This window comes from Pseudomonas sp. AP42, from assembly GCF_001728935.1.
GTDB lineage: Bacteria > Pseudomonadota > Gammaproteobacteria > Pseudomonadales > Pseudomonadaceae > Aquipseudomonas > Aquipseudomonas lactis.
This window is the reverse complement of the sequence record NZ_LYSO01000131.1, coordinates 1-16,140: the sequence shown is the minus strand read 5'-3', so window position 1 is coordinate 16,140 and position 16,140 is coordinate 1. Positions and strand designations below refer to the sequence as shown.

Below are 16,140 nucleotides of genomic sequence, written 5' to 3'. Positions count from 1 at the left end.
GTACTCAGTCTGATCTCAGATCCCGGTCGGCTGTCAGGCCGCCTTCGCAGGCAAGCCAGCTCCCACATTTGAATCGCGGCGCGTTAGTTAGATCGGCGCCGGCTGTCAGGCCGTCACGGGAGCAAGCTCCCTCGCCACAGGTTCAGCGTCGCACCACAGTTGTGTAGATACCTATGCTGCGATAGCGGTGTGTCAGTCACGTTTATGCTAACTGGCCCACCGCTATCGCAGGCAAGCCAGCTCCCACAGGGTTGAGTGTGGTGTTTAGAGGCTGTAGTAATAGCCACGACTGCGCAACGCCACGATCCGTGGCCGGCCATCGGGGTGTGGGCCGATCTTTTTGCGCAGGTTGCTGACGTGCATGTCCAGGCTGCGGTCATACAGGGTCAGCTTGCGGCCCAGGGCGATCTGCGCCAGTTCCTGTTTGTCCAGGGGCTCGCCGGGTTGGCGCAGCAGGGCTTCGAGCAGGCGGCTTTCGGAGACGGTAAGGGTGAACTCTTGTTCATCGATGCTGACCACGCCGCGCACCGGGCTGAAGCACAGGTCGCCCAGTTCCAGCTGGGTGGACACCGCGGCGGGGTGGCTGCGGCGTAATACGGCGCGTAGGCGCGCCGTCAGCTCGCGGGGGTCGCAGGGCTTGGCCAGGTAGTCGTCGGCGCCCAGTTCCAGGCCGAGGATGCGGTCCAGGGGTTCGCCCCGGGCCGAGAGCATCAGCACCGGCAGCTCCGGGTGGTCGTTGCGCAATTGCTTGAGCAGCTCCAGGCCGCTGCCGTCGGGCAGCATCACGTCGAGCACAACGGCCGCAGGCGCACTGTCGGCCAAGGCTTTACGGGCGCTCAAGCCATCGTGGCAGGCGCGCACCTGGAAACCTTCCTGGCTCAGCCAACTGGTCAGCAGCTCACAGAGCTCCTGGTCATCATCTATCAGTAACAGCTCGCTCATGACTCACTCAATTTAGCCATTGTCGGCGGCGAAGGCCCCACCGGTGACGCCGTGAGCCATTATGAGTACGCCGATACGATTAGGTTCGACGCAGCCGGCTTAAGGCAAGACTTGCTTGAACGGCTTGATCACCACATCGGCGTAGACCCCTGCTGCAACGTAAGGGTCTGCCTTGGCCCAGGCCTCGGCGTCGGCCAGGGAAGCGAACTCGGCCACGATCAGGCTGCCGGTGAACCCGGCGTCGCCCGGGTCATTGCTGTCGACGGCCGGGTGCGGGCCGGCCAGTACGATGCGGCCTTCAGCTTGCAGCTGTTTGAGGCGCTCGACATGGGCCGGGCGTACGCTCAGGCGTTTTTCCAGGGAGTTGGCAACGTCGGTGGCAATGATGGCGTAGAGCATGTCAGTCCTCGGTTTTTGGTGTGGTAGCTGCGGTGTCATGCAGGTGACGCGACAGGTAGATACCCTGGCCGATCAAAAACAATACGGTCATGCCCAGGCTGCCGAACACTTTGAAGTCGACCCAGTAGTCCTGGAAGGTAAACGCCACGAACAGGTTGGCGGCGCCGCAGAACAGGAAAAACACGATCCAGGCCACGTTCAGGCGTACCCACACCGGCTCCGGCAAGGTCAGCGCATGGCCCATGATCCGCTTGATCAGCAGGCGGTCACCAATGAAGTGGCTGCCGATGAACACCAGGGCGAACAGCCAGTTCACCACCGGGGCTTTCCATTTAAGGAAGGTTTCGCTGTGGAAAGCCAGGGTCAGGCCGCCGAAGACCAGGCAGGCGATAAGGGTGAGCCATTGGCTTTTTTCCAGCTTGCGCTGGGATATGAAGATGGCGCCGTAGACCACGATGGAGCTGACGATCAGTACGGCAGTGGCACTGTAGATGCCCCCGAACGATAGCTCGTGGCCGGCGATTTCGATGACCCTGGGGTCGAGTTTGGTAACGATGAAAAACAGCAACAGCGGGATGAAGTCGATGAATTGTTTCACAGTAAGAGCCAGAAGCTGGATGTGGCGGCATAATAACAAACATCCTTGGTTGCGATAGCGCCAGCTGACTTGAGGTTACACACTCCCGTGAATGTTGATTTGCACTGCCACAGCACGGCCTCCGACGGCGCCCTGGCGCCCGCGGTACTGGTTGCGCGTGCGTTTGAAAAAGGCGTGCGAGTCCTGGCATTGACCGACCACGACACCCTCGAAGGCCTCGATGAAGCCCGCCAGGCCGCGCAGTCCCTGGGCATGCAACTGGTCAATGGCGTGGAATTGTCCTGCACCTGGGGCGGCGCCACCATCCATGTGCTGGGCTACGGTTTTGATCAAAAGGCCCTACCCTTGGTGGCGGCGATTGCCCAATTGCACGATGGCCGCTGGCTGCGGTCCGAAGAAATAAGCCGCAAGCTCAGCCTTAAAGGCATGCCGGGTGCCCTCGACGGTGCCCGTGCTATCCAGCAAGAGCTGGGCGACAGCGGCAACGCACCGGCCCGTCCGCACTTTGCCGACTGGATGGTGCGTGAAGGCTATGTGAAGGATCGTGCCGAAGCCTTTCGCAAATGGCTGGGCGCCGGCAAGTTGGGCGACGTGAAGCTGCATTGGCCGACCCTGGAAGACACTGTCCAGACCCTGCGGGCCTCCGGGGCCTGGGTCAGCCTGGCGCATCCCTGGCATTACGATTTCACCCGCAGCAAGCGCCGCAAGCTGATCAGCGACTATATTGGAGCGGGTGGCCACGCCATCGAGGTGGTCAACGGGCATCAACCCGCCGAACAGGTCGGCAGCCTGGCGATCCTTGCCCGCGAATTTGGTCTGCTGGTCAGTGCCGGCAGTGACTTTCATGGCCCAGGCGGCTGGTCCGAGATTGGCGAGTATCGCCAGGTTCCGGAAGATTTGCCGCTGTTGTGGGGGCGATTCAAGCATGACCCCATTATTGCCACCGTCTGAACAGGTAGAGTACGTGAGCCAATTCTTCCAGATTCATCCGGAAAACCCTCAGGCGCGCCTGATCAAGCAGGCCGTGGAGATCATCCGTGCCGGTGGGGTAGTGATCTACCCGACGGATTCTTCATACGCCATTGGCTGCCAGATCGGCGACAAGGGCGCGGTCGAGCGGGTAAGGCGCTTGCGCCAGCTGGACGACAAGCACAACTTTGCGCTGATCTGCAGCGACTTGTCCCAGCTCGGGCTATTCGCCAAGGTCGACACCGGCACGTTCCGCCTGCTCAAGGCCCACACGCCGGGGCCCTACACGTTCATTCTCAACGCCACCCGCGAAGTGCCGCGCCTGTTGCTGCACCCCAAGAAGCGCACCATCGGCCTGCGCGTGCCGGAACACCCGATTGCCCTGGCGCTGTTGGCTGAGTTGGGCGAACCGCTGATGAGCGTGTCGTTGATCCTGCCCGGCGAAACCGAGCCGTTGTACGACCCTTACGAAATGCGCCGATTGCTGGAAAAACACGTCGACCTGATCATCGACGGTGGCTACGGCGGCAATAAGGCCTCCACGGTGATCAACCTGGCCGACGGTGAGCCAGAAGTGGTGCGTGTGGGTTGTGGCGACCCGGCTCCGTTTATGGTCGAGGCCTGAATGTCGGCCGTGGAAACCGCTGATCCCCAGGCCGGCGCCCAGCAGGAACTGCCGTTTGCCATGGTGTACGGCCAGGCGGTCATGGAAATGCCCCTGGACTTGTACATCCCGCCGGACGCCCTCGAGGTATTCCTTGAAGCCTTCGAAGGCCCGCTGGACTTGCTGCTGTACCTGATCCGCAAGCAGAACATCAATATCCTCGACATCCCGGTGGCGGAAATCACCCGCCAGTACATGGGCTATGTCGAGCTGATGCAGTCGGTGCGCCTGGAACTGGCCGCCGAGTACTTGGTGATGGCGGCCATGCTTGCCGAGATCAAGTCGCGCATGCTGTTGCCGCGCTCGGAGACGGTGGAAGCCGAAGAGGATGACCCACGCGCCGAGCTGATCCGCCGCCTGCAGGAGTACGAACGCTTCAAGGCTGCCGCCGAAGGCATCGACGGCCTGAGCCGTGTGGGCCGTGATGTGGTGGTGCCCAAGCTCGACGCCCCCGAGGCACGCGCGCGCAAATTGCTGCCAGACGTGAGCCTGGAAGAATTGCTGATGTCCATGGCCGAGGTGCTACGCCGTGGCGATATGTTTGAGAGCCACCAGGTCAGCCGTGAAGCGCTGTCTACCCGCGAGCGCATGAGCGATGTGCTGGAACGCCTCAAGGGCGGTGGGTTTGTGCCCTTTGTCGAGTTGTTCACCGCCGAAGAAGGGCGCCTGGGCGTGGTGGTGACCTTTATGGCGATCCTTGAGCTGGTCAAGGAGTCCTTGGTCGAGCTGGTACAGAATGAGCCTTTTGCGGCTATCCACGTGCGGGCGCGAGCCGAATAACGAGCTGAATCGATGAATCTGACTGAACCCCGCGAACTGGCCCCTTTGCTGGAGGCCTTTCTCCTGGCCTCGGGTAAACCGCAATCTTTGGAGCGCCTGTTCGAGCTTTTTGAAGAAGCCGAACGCCCGGAGCCGCCGGTCTTCAAGAAGGCCTTGGAGATCCTGCGCAAGTCCTGCGAGGGCCGTGCCTTTGAACTGCGCGAAGTGGCGTCGGGTTACCGCCTGCAGATCCGTGAGAAGTTTTCGCCGTGGGTCGGGCGGTTGTGGGAAGAGCGCCCGCAGCGCTATTCCCGGGCGATGCTGGAGACCATGGCGCTGATCGCCTATCGCCAGCCCATCACCCGCGGGGAGATCGAAGACGTGCGTGGCGTGGCGGTGAACAGCCATATCGTCAAGACCCTGCTGGAGCGCGAGTGGATCCGCATCGTCGGCTACCGCGACGTGCCGGGCAAACCGGCCATGTTCGCCACCACCAAGGTGTTCCTCGATCACTTCAACCTGAAAAACCTCGACGATCTGCCGCCCCTGGCCGAACTGCGGGAAATGGAAGCCGAGCCGGTGCTCGACTTCGACGACGCGCCGGTGCCGCAAAGCCTGCAGGAACTGGCCGACGCCAGCGCCGAGCCGGAGGAGCCCAAGGACGAGACCAGTTTCCATACGCTGTTGCTGGAACTGGACGACATGGAGCAGGGGATCAAGACCGACTTCGACGATTTGCTGCGTGATGGTGCTGCAGAGCCGCAAACCCAGGTGAACGTTGAATCCGAGCCAGAGGTACAAACCGAGGAAGATATTCTCGGCGTGGCCGAGGCCCGGGAGAAACTCCTGGCCGCTGTCGCCGCTCTTGAACAGCCGTCCCTGAGCGACGAAGAAGACGAAGCCCGGGCGCTGGCCGAGGCCATCGAAAACGAACGCCGCCAACTCGAAGACTGACCGGCTCTGACGTTCACCGCGCAACCCATGTGGGAGCTGGCTTGCCTGCGATGCAGACACCTCGGTGTTTCAGATGCAAGGAGGTGATGCCATCGCAGGCAAGCCAGCTCCCACAGAGGATCGACCATGAGTGCTATGAAAGACCCGTGCATCAGCATCTGTAAATTCAATGACGACATCTGCGTCGGCTGTGGCCGCAGCAAGCGTGAAATCCGTGCCTGGAAGAAACTCGACAAAGCCGACAAGCGCACGGTTCTGGCCGAAGCCGAGCTGCGATTGCTGGCCCTGGGGGCCACCGGTCGGCGGAAAAGCAAATGAGCTGGGCGTTATCGGCTAGTCTGTGATGCGCAACACGCGCCATGCGCGTATGATTCGCGACCCCTTGCCGACCTATTCGGCCAAGGCCCCGCTTTCAATACCCTCAGGCCACGCCTGAATCGACCCACCGGGAGGTGCTTACGATGAATGACCAAGACCAGAAAGACCAGGAAATCGGCCCAGCAGGCGAAAAACTGCAAAAGGTGCTGGCGCGTATCGGCGTGGGCTCGCGCCGCGACGTGGAAGCCTGGATCACCCAGAAGCGCATCAAGGTCAACGGCGTCGAGGCCACCCTCGGCCAGCGCGTCGACCTGCACGATGCAATCACCATTGATGGCAAGGTCATCAAGCGTGAAGAGGCCGCCGAATCGGTGCGCCGCGTGATCATGTACAACAAGCCCGACGGCGAGATCTGCACCCGTGACGACCCCGAAGGCCGTCCGACCGTGTTCGACAAGATGCCCAAGCCTAAAGAAGGCCGCTGGATCAACATCGGCCGCCTGGACATCAACACCACCGGCTTGCTGATGTTCACCACTGACGGTGAGTTGGCCAACCGCCTGATGCACCCGTCCTACGAGATGGACCGTGAATACGCCGTGCGTGTACGTGGTGAAGTCGATGACGAGATGATCGAACGCCTCAAGGCGGGCGTGGTGCTGGAAGACGGCCCGGCCAAGTTCACCGACATCAAGCAGGCGCCGGGTGGCGAAGGTTTCAACCACTGGTACCACTGCGTGGTGATGGAAGGCCGTAACCGTGAAGTGCGTCGTCTGTGGGAATCCCAGGGGCTGGTGGTCAGCCGCCTCAAGCGCGTACGTTTCGGCCCGGTGTTCCTGAACTCCGACCTGCCGATGGGCCGCTGGCGCGAAATGAGCCAGTACGAAGTCGATATCCTCAGCGCCGAAGTGGGCCTGACGCCGGTTGCCATGCCGCAGATGAACGCCAAGAGCAAAGACAAGCTTGAGCGTATGCAGCGTAAATCGTCGCGCCCAGTGCCGCGTACCGAACGTGTTGCCCGCACCCTGCGCCCTGCGCTGGATGCACCGGCCACCGGCGGTCGTATCTCGCGTCAGCCGCACATTGAAGGCGAGCGCCGCCCTACCGCGCCAGCGCGTCAGGAAGGTGAGCGTGCGCCACGTACGCCACGCCCTGCGCCGGCGGGTGGTCGCAGCAACCGTGGTGAATCGGATCGCCCGGCCGACAACGCCAGCACCAAGCGTCCAGCCAAGCCAGCGGCGAACAAGCGCCCTGGCCCGAAACTGGTCGCGGACGAGCCGTCGGGCAAGCGCCGTGGCGCACCGGCCGGTTCCGGCCAGCGCCCTGGTTTTGGTCGCAAGAAGCCGCAGTGATGCGTTAAACGCTGCACAAAAACGCCAACCTTAGGGTTGGCGTTTTTTTTGCGATCTACATTTGAAATACAATCAACTGTGGGAGCCGGGCTTGCCCGCGATAGCGGTGGGTCAGTTAGTAAAAAGGTGACTGACACACCGCTATCGCAGGCAAGCCAGCTCCCACAGGGAGCTCTACACGTCTGACGGTCTTTTAAAAGGCAAAGGCGCCATCAAACACCGGCTTGTCATCCAGCGCCAACACCCCGCTGGCGAAGATCAGGTCCAGGTGATGACTGCCTTTCTGCCCGCCACCCAAGCCCAGGTGCAACCCGCAATGGCGCTCTTCAAACCCGGCATTGCGCGCATACAGGTCCTTGACCCCTTCATTGGTACCAATCCCCAACTCCTCCACACGACGGTTGGACGGGTTGGCATTCAGGTACTTGTTGAAATCATCCGCCAGCCCCGGCACCTCACTGGCCACGCTGCAAACGGTGGAGTTTTCGATCCATAACTCCAGCGGTGATTGCAGCACGCCGTATTTGCGCGCAAAGGGGATGGTGCTGAGGAAGGTGCCGACAAACCGCACCTGGCCGTTGATGGCTTCACTGTGGGTGGCGATTTCGCCGGGGGCCAGGTCGTGGTTGCCGACGCCGTTGATATTGGTCCACTTCTTGATGCTGCTCATCGGCGCTTCCAGGCGCGAACCGTGTTTGTCGGTAAAGCTCAGCACGTTGGCCTGGGCCATGCGCCGGATCAGCGTGGCGTTGAGGTCGGCGATGCGTTGGGGCTCGACGCTGAAGGTGTCGTAGAAATAGTCGCCGTAATCCTTGAACAGCAGGGATTTCTTCCAGTGTTCGGCCATCACGCCTTGCAGGGCGCGGATAAAGTCCGGGCCTTCGGCGCGTGGGTTGGGCAGCGTGGAGGAATCGTAGAGAAACAGGTACAGGTCACAGGTTTGAATGGCCTGTGCCAAGGTGTCGCTGGGCGCCAGGTCCAGGCGTTGCAGTTGGAAGTTGAAGCGGGCGGCGCTGCCGTGGGTGATCGCCTGGGCGATGGCGTCATAGCGCTCGGTATGGCCCAGCAACACGGTGGGACGGTTCAGGCCGCTGAGGGCCGGGTGGTGCGCAAGGTAGTAGAGAAAGTGTTCGACGGCGCGGGCCTTGTCCATGACGGGTGTCCTTCTGTGCCTTGGGTAAGGGGGCAGGCGCCGTGCACAGCGCCTGCCGGATGCCTGCCGGGTATTAGAAAGGCCACATCGCGGTGCCAAAAGGCACAACGGCATCGGCTTGCATCATTTCAACGGCGGCCTCATGGGTCGGCGCTTCAAACCAATCGTCGAGTTGCAGTTCGGTTTCCAGGTCGTTTTCCAGTGCTTGCATGGTGTATCTCCTAGAGGACGTTGATTGAGAACGGCTCACCCACGGGCTTCGCGGGCAAGTGCAAAGAACCTAGAAGAGAGTGTTTCGAAATGCAAAAAATTTATTGACACGGTTTCATTTGGATTTTTTCTTCTGTTTTTTGATGGATTTTTTTATTCAGGCAAAACAGTGCATTGGCTGAAGCGATTCTTCAGATGCTGCCTACCGACAGAATTCCGTTGAGGGCTGCCGAAGTCTGGCTGTAACGCAGGTTTTCCGGGGTGTAACGACAGCTTTACGAAAATGTCCTGGCTTTGTTGGGGGTTGCGATGATGTAAGCATTAGCTGACAGAATCGTCTGTGCACTTTCCCGGTGCGTGCCGAAGCTGTCGAGCGGTGTACAATGCGCCGCGTTTTACTGTGACCCCCCTTGCGTACCCACGCAAAAGGCCAAGACCTCAGGGTTTGATCCCCCTGATCACTCCGCCTGGCCACGAGCCGGACGGGTTCGATTTCGTCACAGATAAAAACAAACAGGTGACGCATGACCATTAGAAAGACGCTGTACTCCTGGTGCCTGCGCTGGGGTTTGAGCGGCGCTGCTTGAGTCGGTAATTCAAGGCAGCAACCTGCATTCAACTCTTCAAACCTTGCGTGAGACCCTTTTCATGAGTGGACCCCATTCTTCTTCAGGCGAGCTGAAACGCGGCCTGAAAAACCGGCATATCCAGTTGATCGCCCTCGGTGGCGCTATCGGCACCGGCCTGTTCCTGGGCTCGGCCGGGGTGCTCAAATCCGCCGGCCCGTCGATGATCCTGGGCTATGCCATCTGCGGCTTTATCGCCTTCATGATCATGCGCCAGCTTGGCGAAATGATTGTCGAGGAGCCGGTTGCCGGCTCTTTCAGCCACTTTGCCCACAAGTACTGGGGCGGTTTCGCCGGCTTCCTGTCGGGCTGGAACTGCTGGATTCTGTACATTCTGGTGGGTATGTCGGAGCTGACGGCCGTCGGCAAGTACGTGCACTACTGGTGGCCGGAGATTCCGACCTGGGTCTCGGCGGCGGCGTTCTTCGTGCTGATCAACGCGATCAACCTGGCCAACGTCAAAGTCTTCGGTGAAGCCGAGTTCTGGTTTGCCATCATCAAGGTGGTGGCGATTGTCGGCATGATTGCCCTGGGCAGTTACCTGCTGGTCAGCGGCAGCGGCGGCCCGCAAGCCTCGGTCAGCAACCTGTGGGAGCATGGTGGTTTCTTCCCCCATGGCGTCGGCGGTTTGGTGATGGCCATGGCGATCATCATGTTTTCCTTTGGCGGCCTGGAAATGCTCGGCTTTACCGCTGCCGAAGCCGACCAGCCACGTACCGTGATCCCCAAGGCGATCAATCAGGTGATCTACCGCATCCTGATTTTCTACATCGGTGCCCTGGTGGTACTGCTGTCGCTCACACCGTGGGACAGCCTCTTGGCGACCCTCAACGCCTCCGGCGATGCCTACAGTGGCAGCCCGTTCGTGCAGGTGTTCTCGATGCTGGGCAGTAACACCGCCGCGCATATCCTCAACTTCGTGGTGCTGACGGCCGCGCTGTCGGTGTACAACAGCGGTACCTACTGCAACAGCCGCATGCTCTTGGGCATGGCTGAGCAGGGCGATGCGCCCAAGGCCCTGGCGAAGATCGACAAGCGCGGCGTGCCGGTGCGTTCGATCCTGGCCTCGGCGGCGATCACCCTGGTGGCGGTGCTGATGAACTACCTGATGCCCCATGACGCGCTGGAACTGTTGATGTCGCTGGTGGTGGCCACGCTGGTGATCAACTGGGCGATGATCAGCTTCTCCCACTTCAAGTTCCGCCAGCACATGAACCGCATCGGCCAGGTGCCGCTGTTCAAGGCGCTGTGGTACCCGTATGGCAATATCATCTGTGTCGCGTTTGTGGTGTTTATCCTGGGCACCATGTTGATGATTCCAGGCATTGACCGCTCGGTGTACGCGATCCCGGTGTGGGTGGCGTTCATGGGTGTGTGTTATTGGGTCAAGAACAAGCGTGCGCAGCAGCCCGTCGCAGTCCAAGCCTTGACGGTGAAGTAAGGCCATATACTGCGCTAAATGTGGGAGCGGGCTTGTGTGGGAGCTGGCTTGCCTGCGATAGCATCACCGCGGTGTACCTGTTACACCTCGGTGCCTGCATCGCGGGCAAGCCCGACTCCCACACAAGCCCGCTCCCACATTTTTTACCGCGCTCGGCTTGAGGGGGCGTATCTCTAACTCTCCTAACAAGGCTTGCGCTTTCCATGCTGGTGATTTCCAACAACGTACACTTGCCCGATGCCGAGATCGAGCTGACCGCCATTCGTGCCCAAGGTGCCGGTGGGCAGAACGTCAATAAAGTGTCGAGTGCGGTGCACCTGCGGTTTGATATTCCGGCGTCGTCGTTGCCGGAATTCTACAAGGAGCGCCTGCTGGCGCTGCGTGACAGCCGGATCACCAGCGAAGGCGTGCTGGTGCTCAAGGCCCAGCAATATCGCACCCAGGAGCAGAACCGCGCCGATGCGCTGGAGCGCCTGGTGGAGTTGATCCAGAGCGCCACCAAGGTCGAGAAAAAACGCCGTCCGACCAAGCCTACCCTGGGCTCGAAGAAACGCCGCCTGGAGTCCAAGACCAAGCGCGGCAGCATCAAGGCCGGGCGCGGCAAGGTCGACTTCTAGGCGTCGCGTGTTTCGCGGGCCTTGGGCGCCTGCCGGTACAGGTAGACGCTCAGCAGCAAACCGGCGAAAGCGGCGAGGGCGGCGAACAGGAAGATCGAGGCAAAGCCAAAACCTGCCGCCACGGCGCCCGCCAGTGGCCCGGTGATGCCCAGGGACAAATCGATAAACAGCGAATAGGCGCCCACCGCCGAGCCACGGCTGGAGGCCGGCACCAGGTTGACCGCCTCTACCCCCAACGCCGGGAACACCAGGGAAAAGCCGAAGCCGCTCAACGCCGCACCCGCCAACGCCAGCTGGGCATCCGGCGCCAGCCACAGCAACAGCAGGCCCAGCACTTCCACCGACAGGCAAGCGATGGCGACGCGAAAACCGCCGATGCGGTTGATCAAGTTACCAAACAGCAAACGCGCGCCGATAAAACTGGCACCGAACAGGCTCAAGGCCCACACCGCGTTATCCCAGTGCTGGGTGCTGTAATACAGCGTGATAAAGGTGGCGATGGTGCCAAAGCCGATTGAACCCAGCGCCAGCGCGCAACCATGGGGCAGCACGCGGCCCAGCACATTCATGAACGGCAAACGGATGCCGGGCACAATCGGCGCGGCTTGTTTTTTCCAGGCCAACAGCACGCCCAGCACGGCCAATAGAATGATGCTGACGCCCATGCTCCACAGCCCCAACTGGCTGACCAGCAGCACCCCCAACGGCGCACCGACCGCCAGCGCGCCGTAGCTGGCGATGCCGTTCCAGGAAATAACCTTGGCCGTATTAGCCGCACCGACGCGGCCAATGCCCCAGCCAATCGCGCCCGAACCCACCAGGCTTTCGGCGCTGCCCAACACCAGTCGACCGATCAGCAGGCAACCGAGGCTGAAGGCCGGCAGGCTGGAGAACCACGCCGCCAGCAACATGAATACGCCGCTCAAACCGCAGCCCACCAGGCCGATCAGCACGGCGCGCTTGCTGCCCAAGTTGTCGATGATTTTGCCAGCATAGGGGCGGCTCAGCAGGGTAGCCAGGTATTGCACGCTGATCACCAGCCCGGCGATAACGGCGCCATAGCCCAGTTGGCTATGCACATAACCCGGCAATACGGCCAGGGGGATGCCGATATTCAGGTAGCCGATGAAGGTAAACAGCACGATGGAAACGACTTGCAGCGTGACCGCCATGGGGCGCTGGGTATCTGGCATGGGAGAGATCCACTGTCGCAGCAGGTAAAGATAGGCTGCTAATGATACCGGCGCGCAGGCCGGGCAGGGCGGCAAAAATGTAAAACGTCAGATCTAAAGCCGATCAAGCGTGGGCGGGGGCCAGCAATTGGGTGGTCACCAGGGCCGCCAGGGCGTTTTCCTGAGTGCCAAAGCGCTTGAGCAGTGCCGCTTGCTTGTCGGCACTGAGGCGGTTCCAGACTTCGACCATCTGCAAGGCAGCGTCGAGTACAGCGGTGTCCGGCGTGTCGGAAGGGGAAGTGGTCATAGTGAAGGTCTCGGATGATTCAGGCAGTGTGGAAAGCGCTCAAAGGCGCGCTTTCCACACGGTCTGGTACGGCGTCAGTCCCGGCTTTCGCGCTCGACTGGTTTTGCTTCTTTGGCCTCAGGCTGCTTGTCGCTGGCCTGCTGCGGTGTTGGCTGCTCAGTTGGGTGCAGGCTTGGGAAGGGGAGATTAGGTATCTCGTGCATCGTGGTCGCTCCTCGCAAGGTCTGTTTTTTCAATCGCAGGTGATTCCGCGCTCTCAAAAAGCCTTGGCAGGATACAGCACCGTAAATGACAAAAAGACTTTTATCTCGATTGTCTCGCCCATTTTTCTCCTAAAAGACTGTAGGAGCGAGCTTGCTCGGGAAAAGCGTCAACGATAACTCGGTGCGTCAGGTAGCCAGCGGTGTCTGTGCGAGCTTCGCGAGCGAGCTCGCTCCTACAAGGGATTTAGAACGGCACCTTGCCGAGGATCATGTCGCGGTACATCACAAAATCCCCCAGCAAACTGTAAAACGGGTGCTGAAAGGTGGCAGGGCGGTTCTTTTCGAAGAAGAAGTGGCCTATCCAGGCAAAACTGTAGCCCGCGAGCGGCAAGGCCAGCAGCAGGACCAATGAGCCTCTGCCGATGGCATAGGCGAGAATGCCGATCACCAGGGTGGTGCCGATAAAGTGCAGGCGCCGACAGGTGCTGTTGCCATGCTCGGCCAGGTAGTACGGGTAGAACTCGGCAAAACTATTGAATTTCTTGATGTTTTCCACGGTCACCGGCCCTCTGGTTGTTGTGCCGCCAACGGGTGCGCGGCGGGGAGCTTATTTGAGTCTAGAGTGAACAGTGCTAACAGCCAGTGACAATAGATGCCACTTTAGTATCCTTGGCTTCCTGGCTGCCGTTTGAGCCTGCTTTCAATAAGAAGACGCCATGAGCGAACGAACAACTTCTGCAAGCTGGGCGATGGGCATCGTCAAGGCGCTGGAAATGGATGGCCTGGATTGCAGGGCCTTGTTCAAGCAGTTGGGCCTGGATTATGCGTCCCTCACTGACCCCGATGCGCGCTTCCCGCAAGACGCCATGACCCGCCTGTGGCAGCGTGCGGTGGAGGTGTCGGGCAACCCGGCGATTGGCCTGAACATGGGCAAGGTGGTACGGCCTGCCTCGTTTCATGTTGCCGGTTATGCGTTGATGTCCAGCAACACCCTGGCCGAAGGCTTTATGCGCTTGGTGCGCTACCAGCGCATCATCGCCGAAAGCGCTGACTTGAGTTTCCGACTTTTACCCGAAGGCTATGCGTTGATTCTGACGGTGCATGGCGATCATCTGCCGCCCACCCGTCAAAGCGCCGAGGCCTCGCTGGCCAGCGCTCTGGCCCTGTGCGGCTGGCTTACCGGGCGCACCCTGCAACCGCGCAAAGTGCTGCTGCAAGGCGACCAGCCGGCGGACTTGGCGCCCTACCAACACGCCTTCCACGCGCCTTTGCAATTCAATGCACCCTATGACGCGTTGATTTTCGAGCAGGCCGACATGGAGGCGCCGCTGCCCACAGCCAATGAAGCCATGGCGCTGCTGCATGATCGCTTTGCCGGAGAATACCTGGCGCGTTTTTCCGAAAGCCGCGTGACCCACAAGGCGCGTCAGGTGCTGTGCCGCCTGCTGCCCCAGGGCGAACCCAAGCGCGAAGCGGTGGCCCAGACGTTGCACCTGTCCCAGCGCACCTTGCAGCGGCGACTACAGGAGGAGGGCACCAGCTTCCAGGCCTTGCTCGATGACACCCGGCGCGAACTGGCCGAGCAGTACCTGGCACAACCCAACATGACCCTGCTGGAAATCGCCTACCTGTTGGGCTTTGCCGATCCGAGTAACTTTTTCCGCGCCTTTCGCCGCTGGTTCGATGCCACGCCCGGCGAATACCGGGCGCGGTTGCAGCAAATGTCGACCGTCAGTGACGCCAGAACGCCGGAATGCACAACACAAACACGGTGATGATCTCCAGGCGTCCCAGCAACATGCCCAGGGACAGGATCCACTTGGCGGCATCCGGCAGGGTGGCGAAATTGCCGGCCGGGCCGATGGTTTCGCCCAGGCCGGGGCCCACGCCGGATACGGTACTGGCGGCGCCGGTCAACGCGGTCATCCAGTCCACGCCCAGCAATGACAGGGCCAGGGCGATCATGCAGATGGTGATGGCGAAGAAAAACGAAAAGGTCAGAATTGAGCGCACGATCTCTTCATCGAGGCGATGGCCGTTGTACTTCTGCTTGATCACCGCGCGTGGATGAATCAACTGATTCAAGTTGGCTTTGAGCAGGATATAGGCCACCTGGAAACGGAAGATTTTGATACCGCCCGCGGTGGAGCCCGAGCAGCCGCCGATAAAGCCCAGGTAGAAAAACAGCATCAGTGAGAAGTTGCCCCACAGGCTGTAGTCCCCCAGTGCAAAGCCGGTGGTGGTCACCACCGATGTCACGTTCAGCGCCACATGACGCAAGGCATCGAGCCAATGCAGGTTGGTGGTCCACCAGTACCAGGTGCCGAGTACCAGCCAGGTCACCAGCAACAGGCCGAGCAGGCCTTGCACTTGCTGGTCCTTGATCAGGGCCCGACGGTTGCCGCGCAAGGTGGCCACGTACAGGGCGAACGGCAAGCTGCCGAGGATCATCACCACCACCGCGACCCAGTGCACCGCCGGTTGTTTCCAATGGGCCAGGGACTCGTCCGAAGTGGAAAACCCACCGGTGGAGATCGCCGACATGGCATGGTTGATCGCATCGAACACGCCCATTCCGGCCCACCAGAAGGCCAGGCTGCCGAAGATGGTGATGCCCACATACGCCGCCACGATCAAGCGCGCCACCATATGCGAGCGAGGCATGACCTTTTCCGAGCGGTCCGAAGATTCGGTCTGGAACAGGCGCATGCCACCAATGCGCAGCAGCGGCAGGATCGCCACCGCCATGCCGATAAAGCCGATACCGCCGAGCCAGTGCAAAAGCGAACGCCACATCAAAATGCCTGGCGACATGCTGTCCAGGCCGCTCAGCACGGTGGACCCGGTGGCGGTGATGCCGGACATGCTTTCAAAGAACGAGTCGGTGTAGCTGATGTGCTGGGTCAGCAAAAAGGGCAGGGCGGCGAAGATGCACACCACTACCCAGCTGCTGACCGTGAGCAGGTACATGTCCCTGGGGCGCAGGTGCACGTGCTCGGGGCGGCCAGGGATGACCAGCGCCAACCCGGCGATAAAGGTGATCAGGCTGGCCCACAGGAACGAGGGGAGGTCGCTGGTGCGTTCGAAGATCACCAGGGTCGCCATCGGGATCACCATGGCGACCGCAAGGGTGATCAGGAAGATGCCGATGATGAAACCGATGATACGCAGGGTCGGCAACGCCATGAAGTTCGCTCGGGTGATTGGGCAGAGGCGCCATTCTACCTGCGGTGCAGGTCTTGTAAACCAAGGGCTGCGGTGGCTTGGTGTCTACACAACTTCGCAGCGACGCTGAAGTTGTGGCGAGGGAGCTTGCTCCCGTGACTGGCGCAGATTCCCTGACACATCACGATCCAACTGTGGGAGCTGGCTTGCCTGCGATGGCGGCCTGACAGCCGATGCTTATCTACCTGACACCCCACGATCCAACTGTGGGAGCGGGCTTGCTCGCGAAGG

At 60.8% G+C, this 16,140-nt stretch carries 18 protein-coding genes; 9 read left to right on the top strand and 9 right to left on the bottom strand.

Features of this window, described 5'->3' with window-relative positions; all coding sequences use genetic code 11:
• Positions 1 to 264 precede the first annotated feature (264 nt).
• The 3 genes from A7K61_RS27290 to A7K61_RS27280 all read right to left on the bottom strand — a co-directional run bounded on the left by A7K61_RS27290 (position 265) and on the right by A7K61_RS27280 (position 1,939).
• The gene (locus A7K61_RS27290; protein ID WP_028617724.1) at positions 265 to 942 is read right to left on the bottom strand and encodes a response regulator transcription factor; all 678 of its coding nucleotides are present in this window, start codon (positions 940 to 942) and stop codon (positions 265 to 267) included.
• Between the two features lie 99 nt (positions 943 to 1,041).
• Positions 1,042 to 1,341, bottom strand: a complete 300-nt coding sequence (locus A7K61_RS27285; protein ID WP_032895552.1) for a YciI family protein — start codon at positions 1,339 to 1,341, stop codon at positions 1,042 to 1,044.
• A gap of 1 nt (position 1,342) precedes the next feature.
• The gene (locus A7K61_RS27280; RefSeq protein ID WP_044267795.1) at positions 1,343 to 1,939 is read right to left on the bottom strand and encodes a septation protein A; all 597 of its coding nucleotides are present in this window, start codon (positions 1,937 to 1,939) and stop codon (positions 1,343 to 1,345) included.
• A gap of 87 nt (positions 1,940 to 2,026) precedes the next feature.
• Between A7K61_RS27280 and A7K61_RS27275 the strand changes: the two genes are divergently transcribed.
• The 6 genes from A7K61_RS27275 to rluB all read left to right on the top strand — a co-directional run bounded on the left by A7K61_RS27275 (position 2,027) and on the right by rluB (position 6,955).
• A complete protein-coding gene (locus A7K61_RS27275) occupies positions 2,027 to 2,890 on the top strand; it encodes a PHP domain-containing protein (RefSeq protein WP_047711659.1) in 864 nt (287 codons plus the stop codon).
• Positions 2,891 to 2,903: 13 nt separating this feature from the next.
• Positions 2,904 to 3,533, top strand: coding sequence for an L-threonylcarbamoyladenylate synthase (locus tag A7K61_RS27270; protein ID WP_003193796.1), 630 nt, complete (start codon positions 2,904 to 2,906; stop codon positions 3,531 to 3,533).
• A gap of 60 nt (positions 3,534 to 3,593) precedes the next feature.
• On the top strand, positions 3,594 to 4,352 hold the full coding sequence (locus A7K61_RS27265; RefSeq protein WP_171905498.1) for a ScpA family protein: 759 nt from the start codon (positions 3,594 to 3,596) through the stop codon (positions 4,350 to 4,352).
• Positions 4,353 to 4,364: 12 nt separating this feature from the next.
• Complete coding sequence (scpB, locus tag A7K61_RS27260) at positions 4,365 to 5,285, top strand: SMC-Scp complex subunit ScpB (RefSeq protein ID WP_069558756.1); 921 nt, start codon at positions 4,365 to 4,367, stop codon at positions 5,283 to 5,285.
• Between the two features lie 126 nt (positions 5,286 to 5,411).
• Positions 5,412 to 5,603: a DUF1289 domain-containing protein gene (locus tag A7K61_RS27255; RefSeq protein WP_034128540.1), complete on the top strand. Its 192-nt coding sequence runs from the start codon at positions 5,412 to 5,414 to the stop codon at positions 5,601 to 5,603.
• A gap of 143 nt (positions 5,604 to 5,746) precedes the next feature.
• A complete protein-coding gene (gene rluB / locus A7K61_RS27250) occupies positions 5,747 to 6,955 on the top strand; it encodes a 23S rRNA pseudouridine(2605) synthase RluB (protein ID WP_044267783.1) in 1,209 nt (402 codons plus the stop codon).
• A 193-nt stretch (positions 6,956 to 7,148) separates the two neighbouring features.
• On the opposite strand, the gene A7K61_RS27245 is transcribed toward rluB, so the two are convergent.
• Together A7K61_RS27245 and A7K61_RS33250 are read right to left on the bottom strand one after the other, a co-directional pair.
• Positions 7,149 to 8,108, bottom strand: coding sequence for a leucyl aminopeptidase (locus tag A7K61_RS27245; RefSeq protein WP_069558755.1), 960 nt, complete (start codon positions 8,106 to 8,108; stop codon positions 7,149 to 7,151).
• 73 nt (positions 8,109 to 8,181) lie between these two features.
• Positions 8,182 to 8,319 carry a hypothetical protein gene (locus A7K61_RS33250; RefSeq protein ID WP_003175756.1) on the bottom strand — a complete coding sequence of 46 codons (138 nt, stop codon included), beginning with the start codon at positions 8,317 to 8,319 and terminating at the stop codon, positions 8,182 to 8,184.
• Between the two features lie 647 nt (positions 8,320 to 8,966).
• Between A7K61_RS33250 and A7K61_RS27240 the strand changes: the two genes are divergently transcribed.
• Both A7K61_RS27240 and arfB read left to right on the top strand, forming a co-directional pair.
• Positions 8,967 to 10,385, top strand: a complete 1,419-nt coding sequence (locus A7K61_RS27240; protein WP_069558754.1) for an amino acid permease — start codon at positions 8,967 to 8,969, stop codon at positions 10,383 to 10,385.
• A gap of 203 nt (positions 10,386 to 10,588) precedes the next feature.
• Positions 10,589 to 11,002, top strand: coding sequence for an alternative ribosome rescue aminoacyl-tRNA hydrolase ArfB (gene arfB, locus A7K61_RS27235; RefSeq protein WP_032895560.1), 414 nt, complete (start codon positions 10,589 to 10,591; stop codon positions 11,000 to 11,002).
• On the opposite strand, the gene A7K61_RS27230 is transcribed toward arfB, so the two are convergent.
• The 3 genes from A7K61_RS27230 to A7K61_RS27215 form a co-directional block, all read right to left on the bottom strand.
• Positions 10,999 to 12,195 (bottom strand): MFS transporter, encoded by a 1,197-nt coding sequence (locus A7K61_RS27230; protein ID WP_047711654.1) that lies wholly within the window; start codon positions 12,193 to 12,195, stop codon positions 10,999 to 11,001. The two genes, arfB and A7K61_RS27230, sit on opposite strands and share 4 nt — an antisense overlap.
• A gap of 103 nt (positions 12,196 to 12,298) precedes the next feature.
• Positions 12,299 to 12,481 carry a hypothetical protein gene (locus A7K61_RS27225; protein ID WP_044267771.1) on the bottom strand — a complete coding sequence of 61 codons (183 nt, stop codon included), beginning with the start codon at positions 12,479 to 12,481 and terminating at the stop codon, positions 12,299 to 12,301.
• A gap of 447 nt (positions 12,482 to 12,928) precedes the next feature.
• Complete coding sequence (locus A7K61_RS27215; protein ID WP_003193783.1) at positions 12,929 to 13,240, bottom strand: DUF962 domain-containing protein; 312 nt, start codon at positions 13,238 to 13,240, stop codon at positions 12,929 to 12,931.
• A 160-nt stretch (positions 13,241 to 13,400) separates the two neighbouring features.
• Here A7K61_RS27215 and A7K61_RS27210 point away from each other — a divergent pair, with 160 nt between their 5' ends.
• Positions 13,401 to 14,459, top strand: a complete 1,059-nt coding sequence (locus tag A7K61_RS27210; protein ID WP_003193782.1) for an AraC family transcriptional regulator — start codon at positions 13,401 to 13,403, stop codon at positions 14,457 to 14,459.
• On the opposite strand, the gene A7K61_RS27205 is transcribed toward A7K61_RS27210, so the two are convergent.
• Positions 14,416 to 15,870 (bottom strand): TrkH family potassium uptake protein, encoded by a 1,455-nt coding sequence (locus A7K61_RS27205; RefSeq protein ID WP_003193780.1) that lies wholly within the window; start codon positions 15,868 to 15,870, stop codon positions 14,416 to 14,418. The two genes, A7K61_RS27210 and A7K61_RS27205, sit on opposite strands and share 44 nt — an antisense overlap.
• Between the last annotated feature and the right edge of the window lie 270 nt (positions 15,871 to 16,140).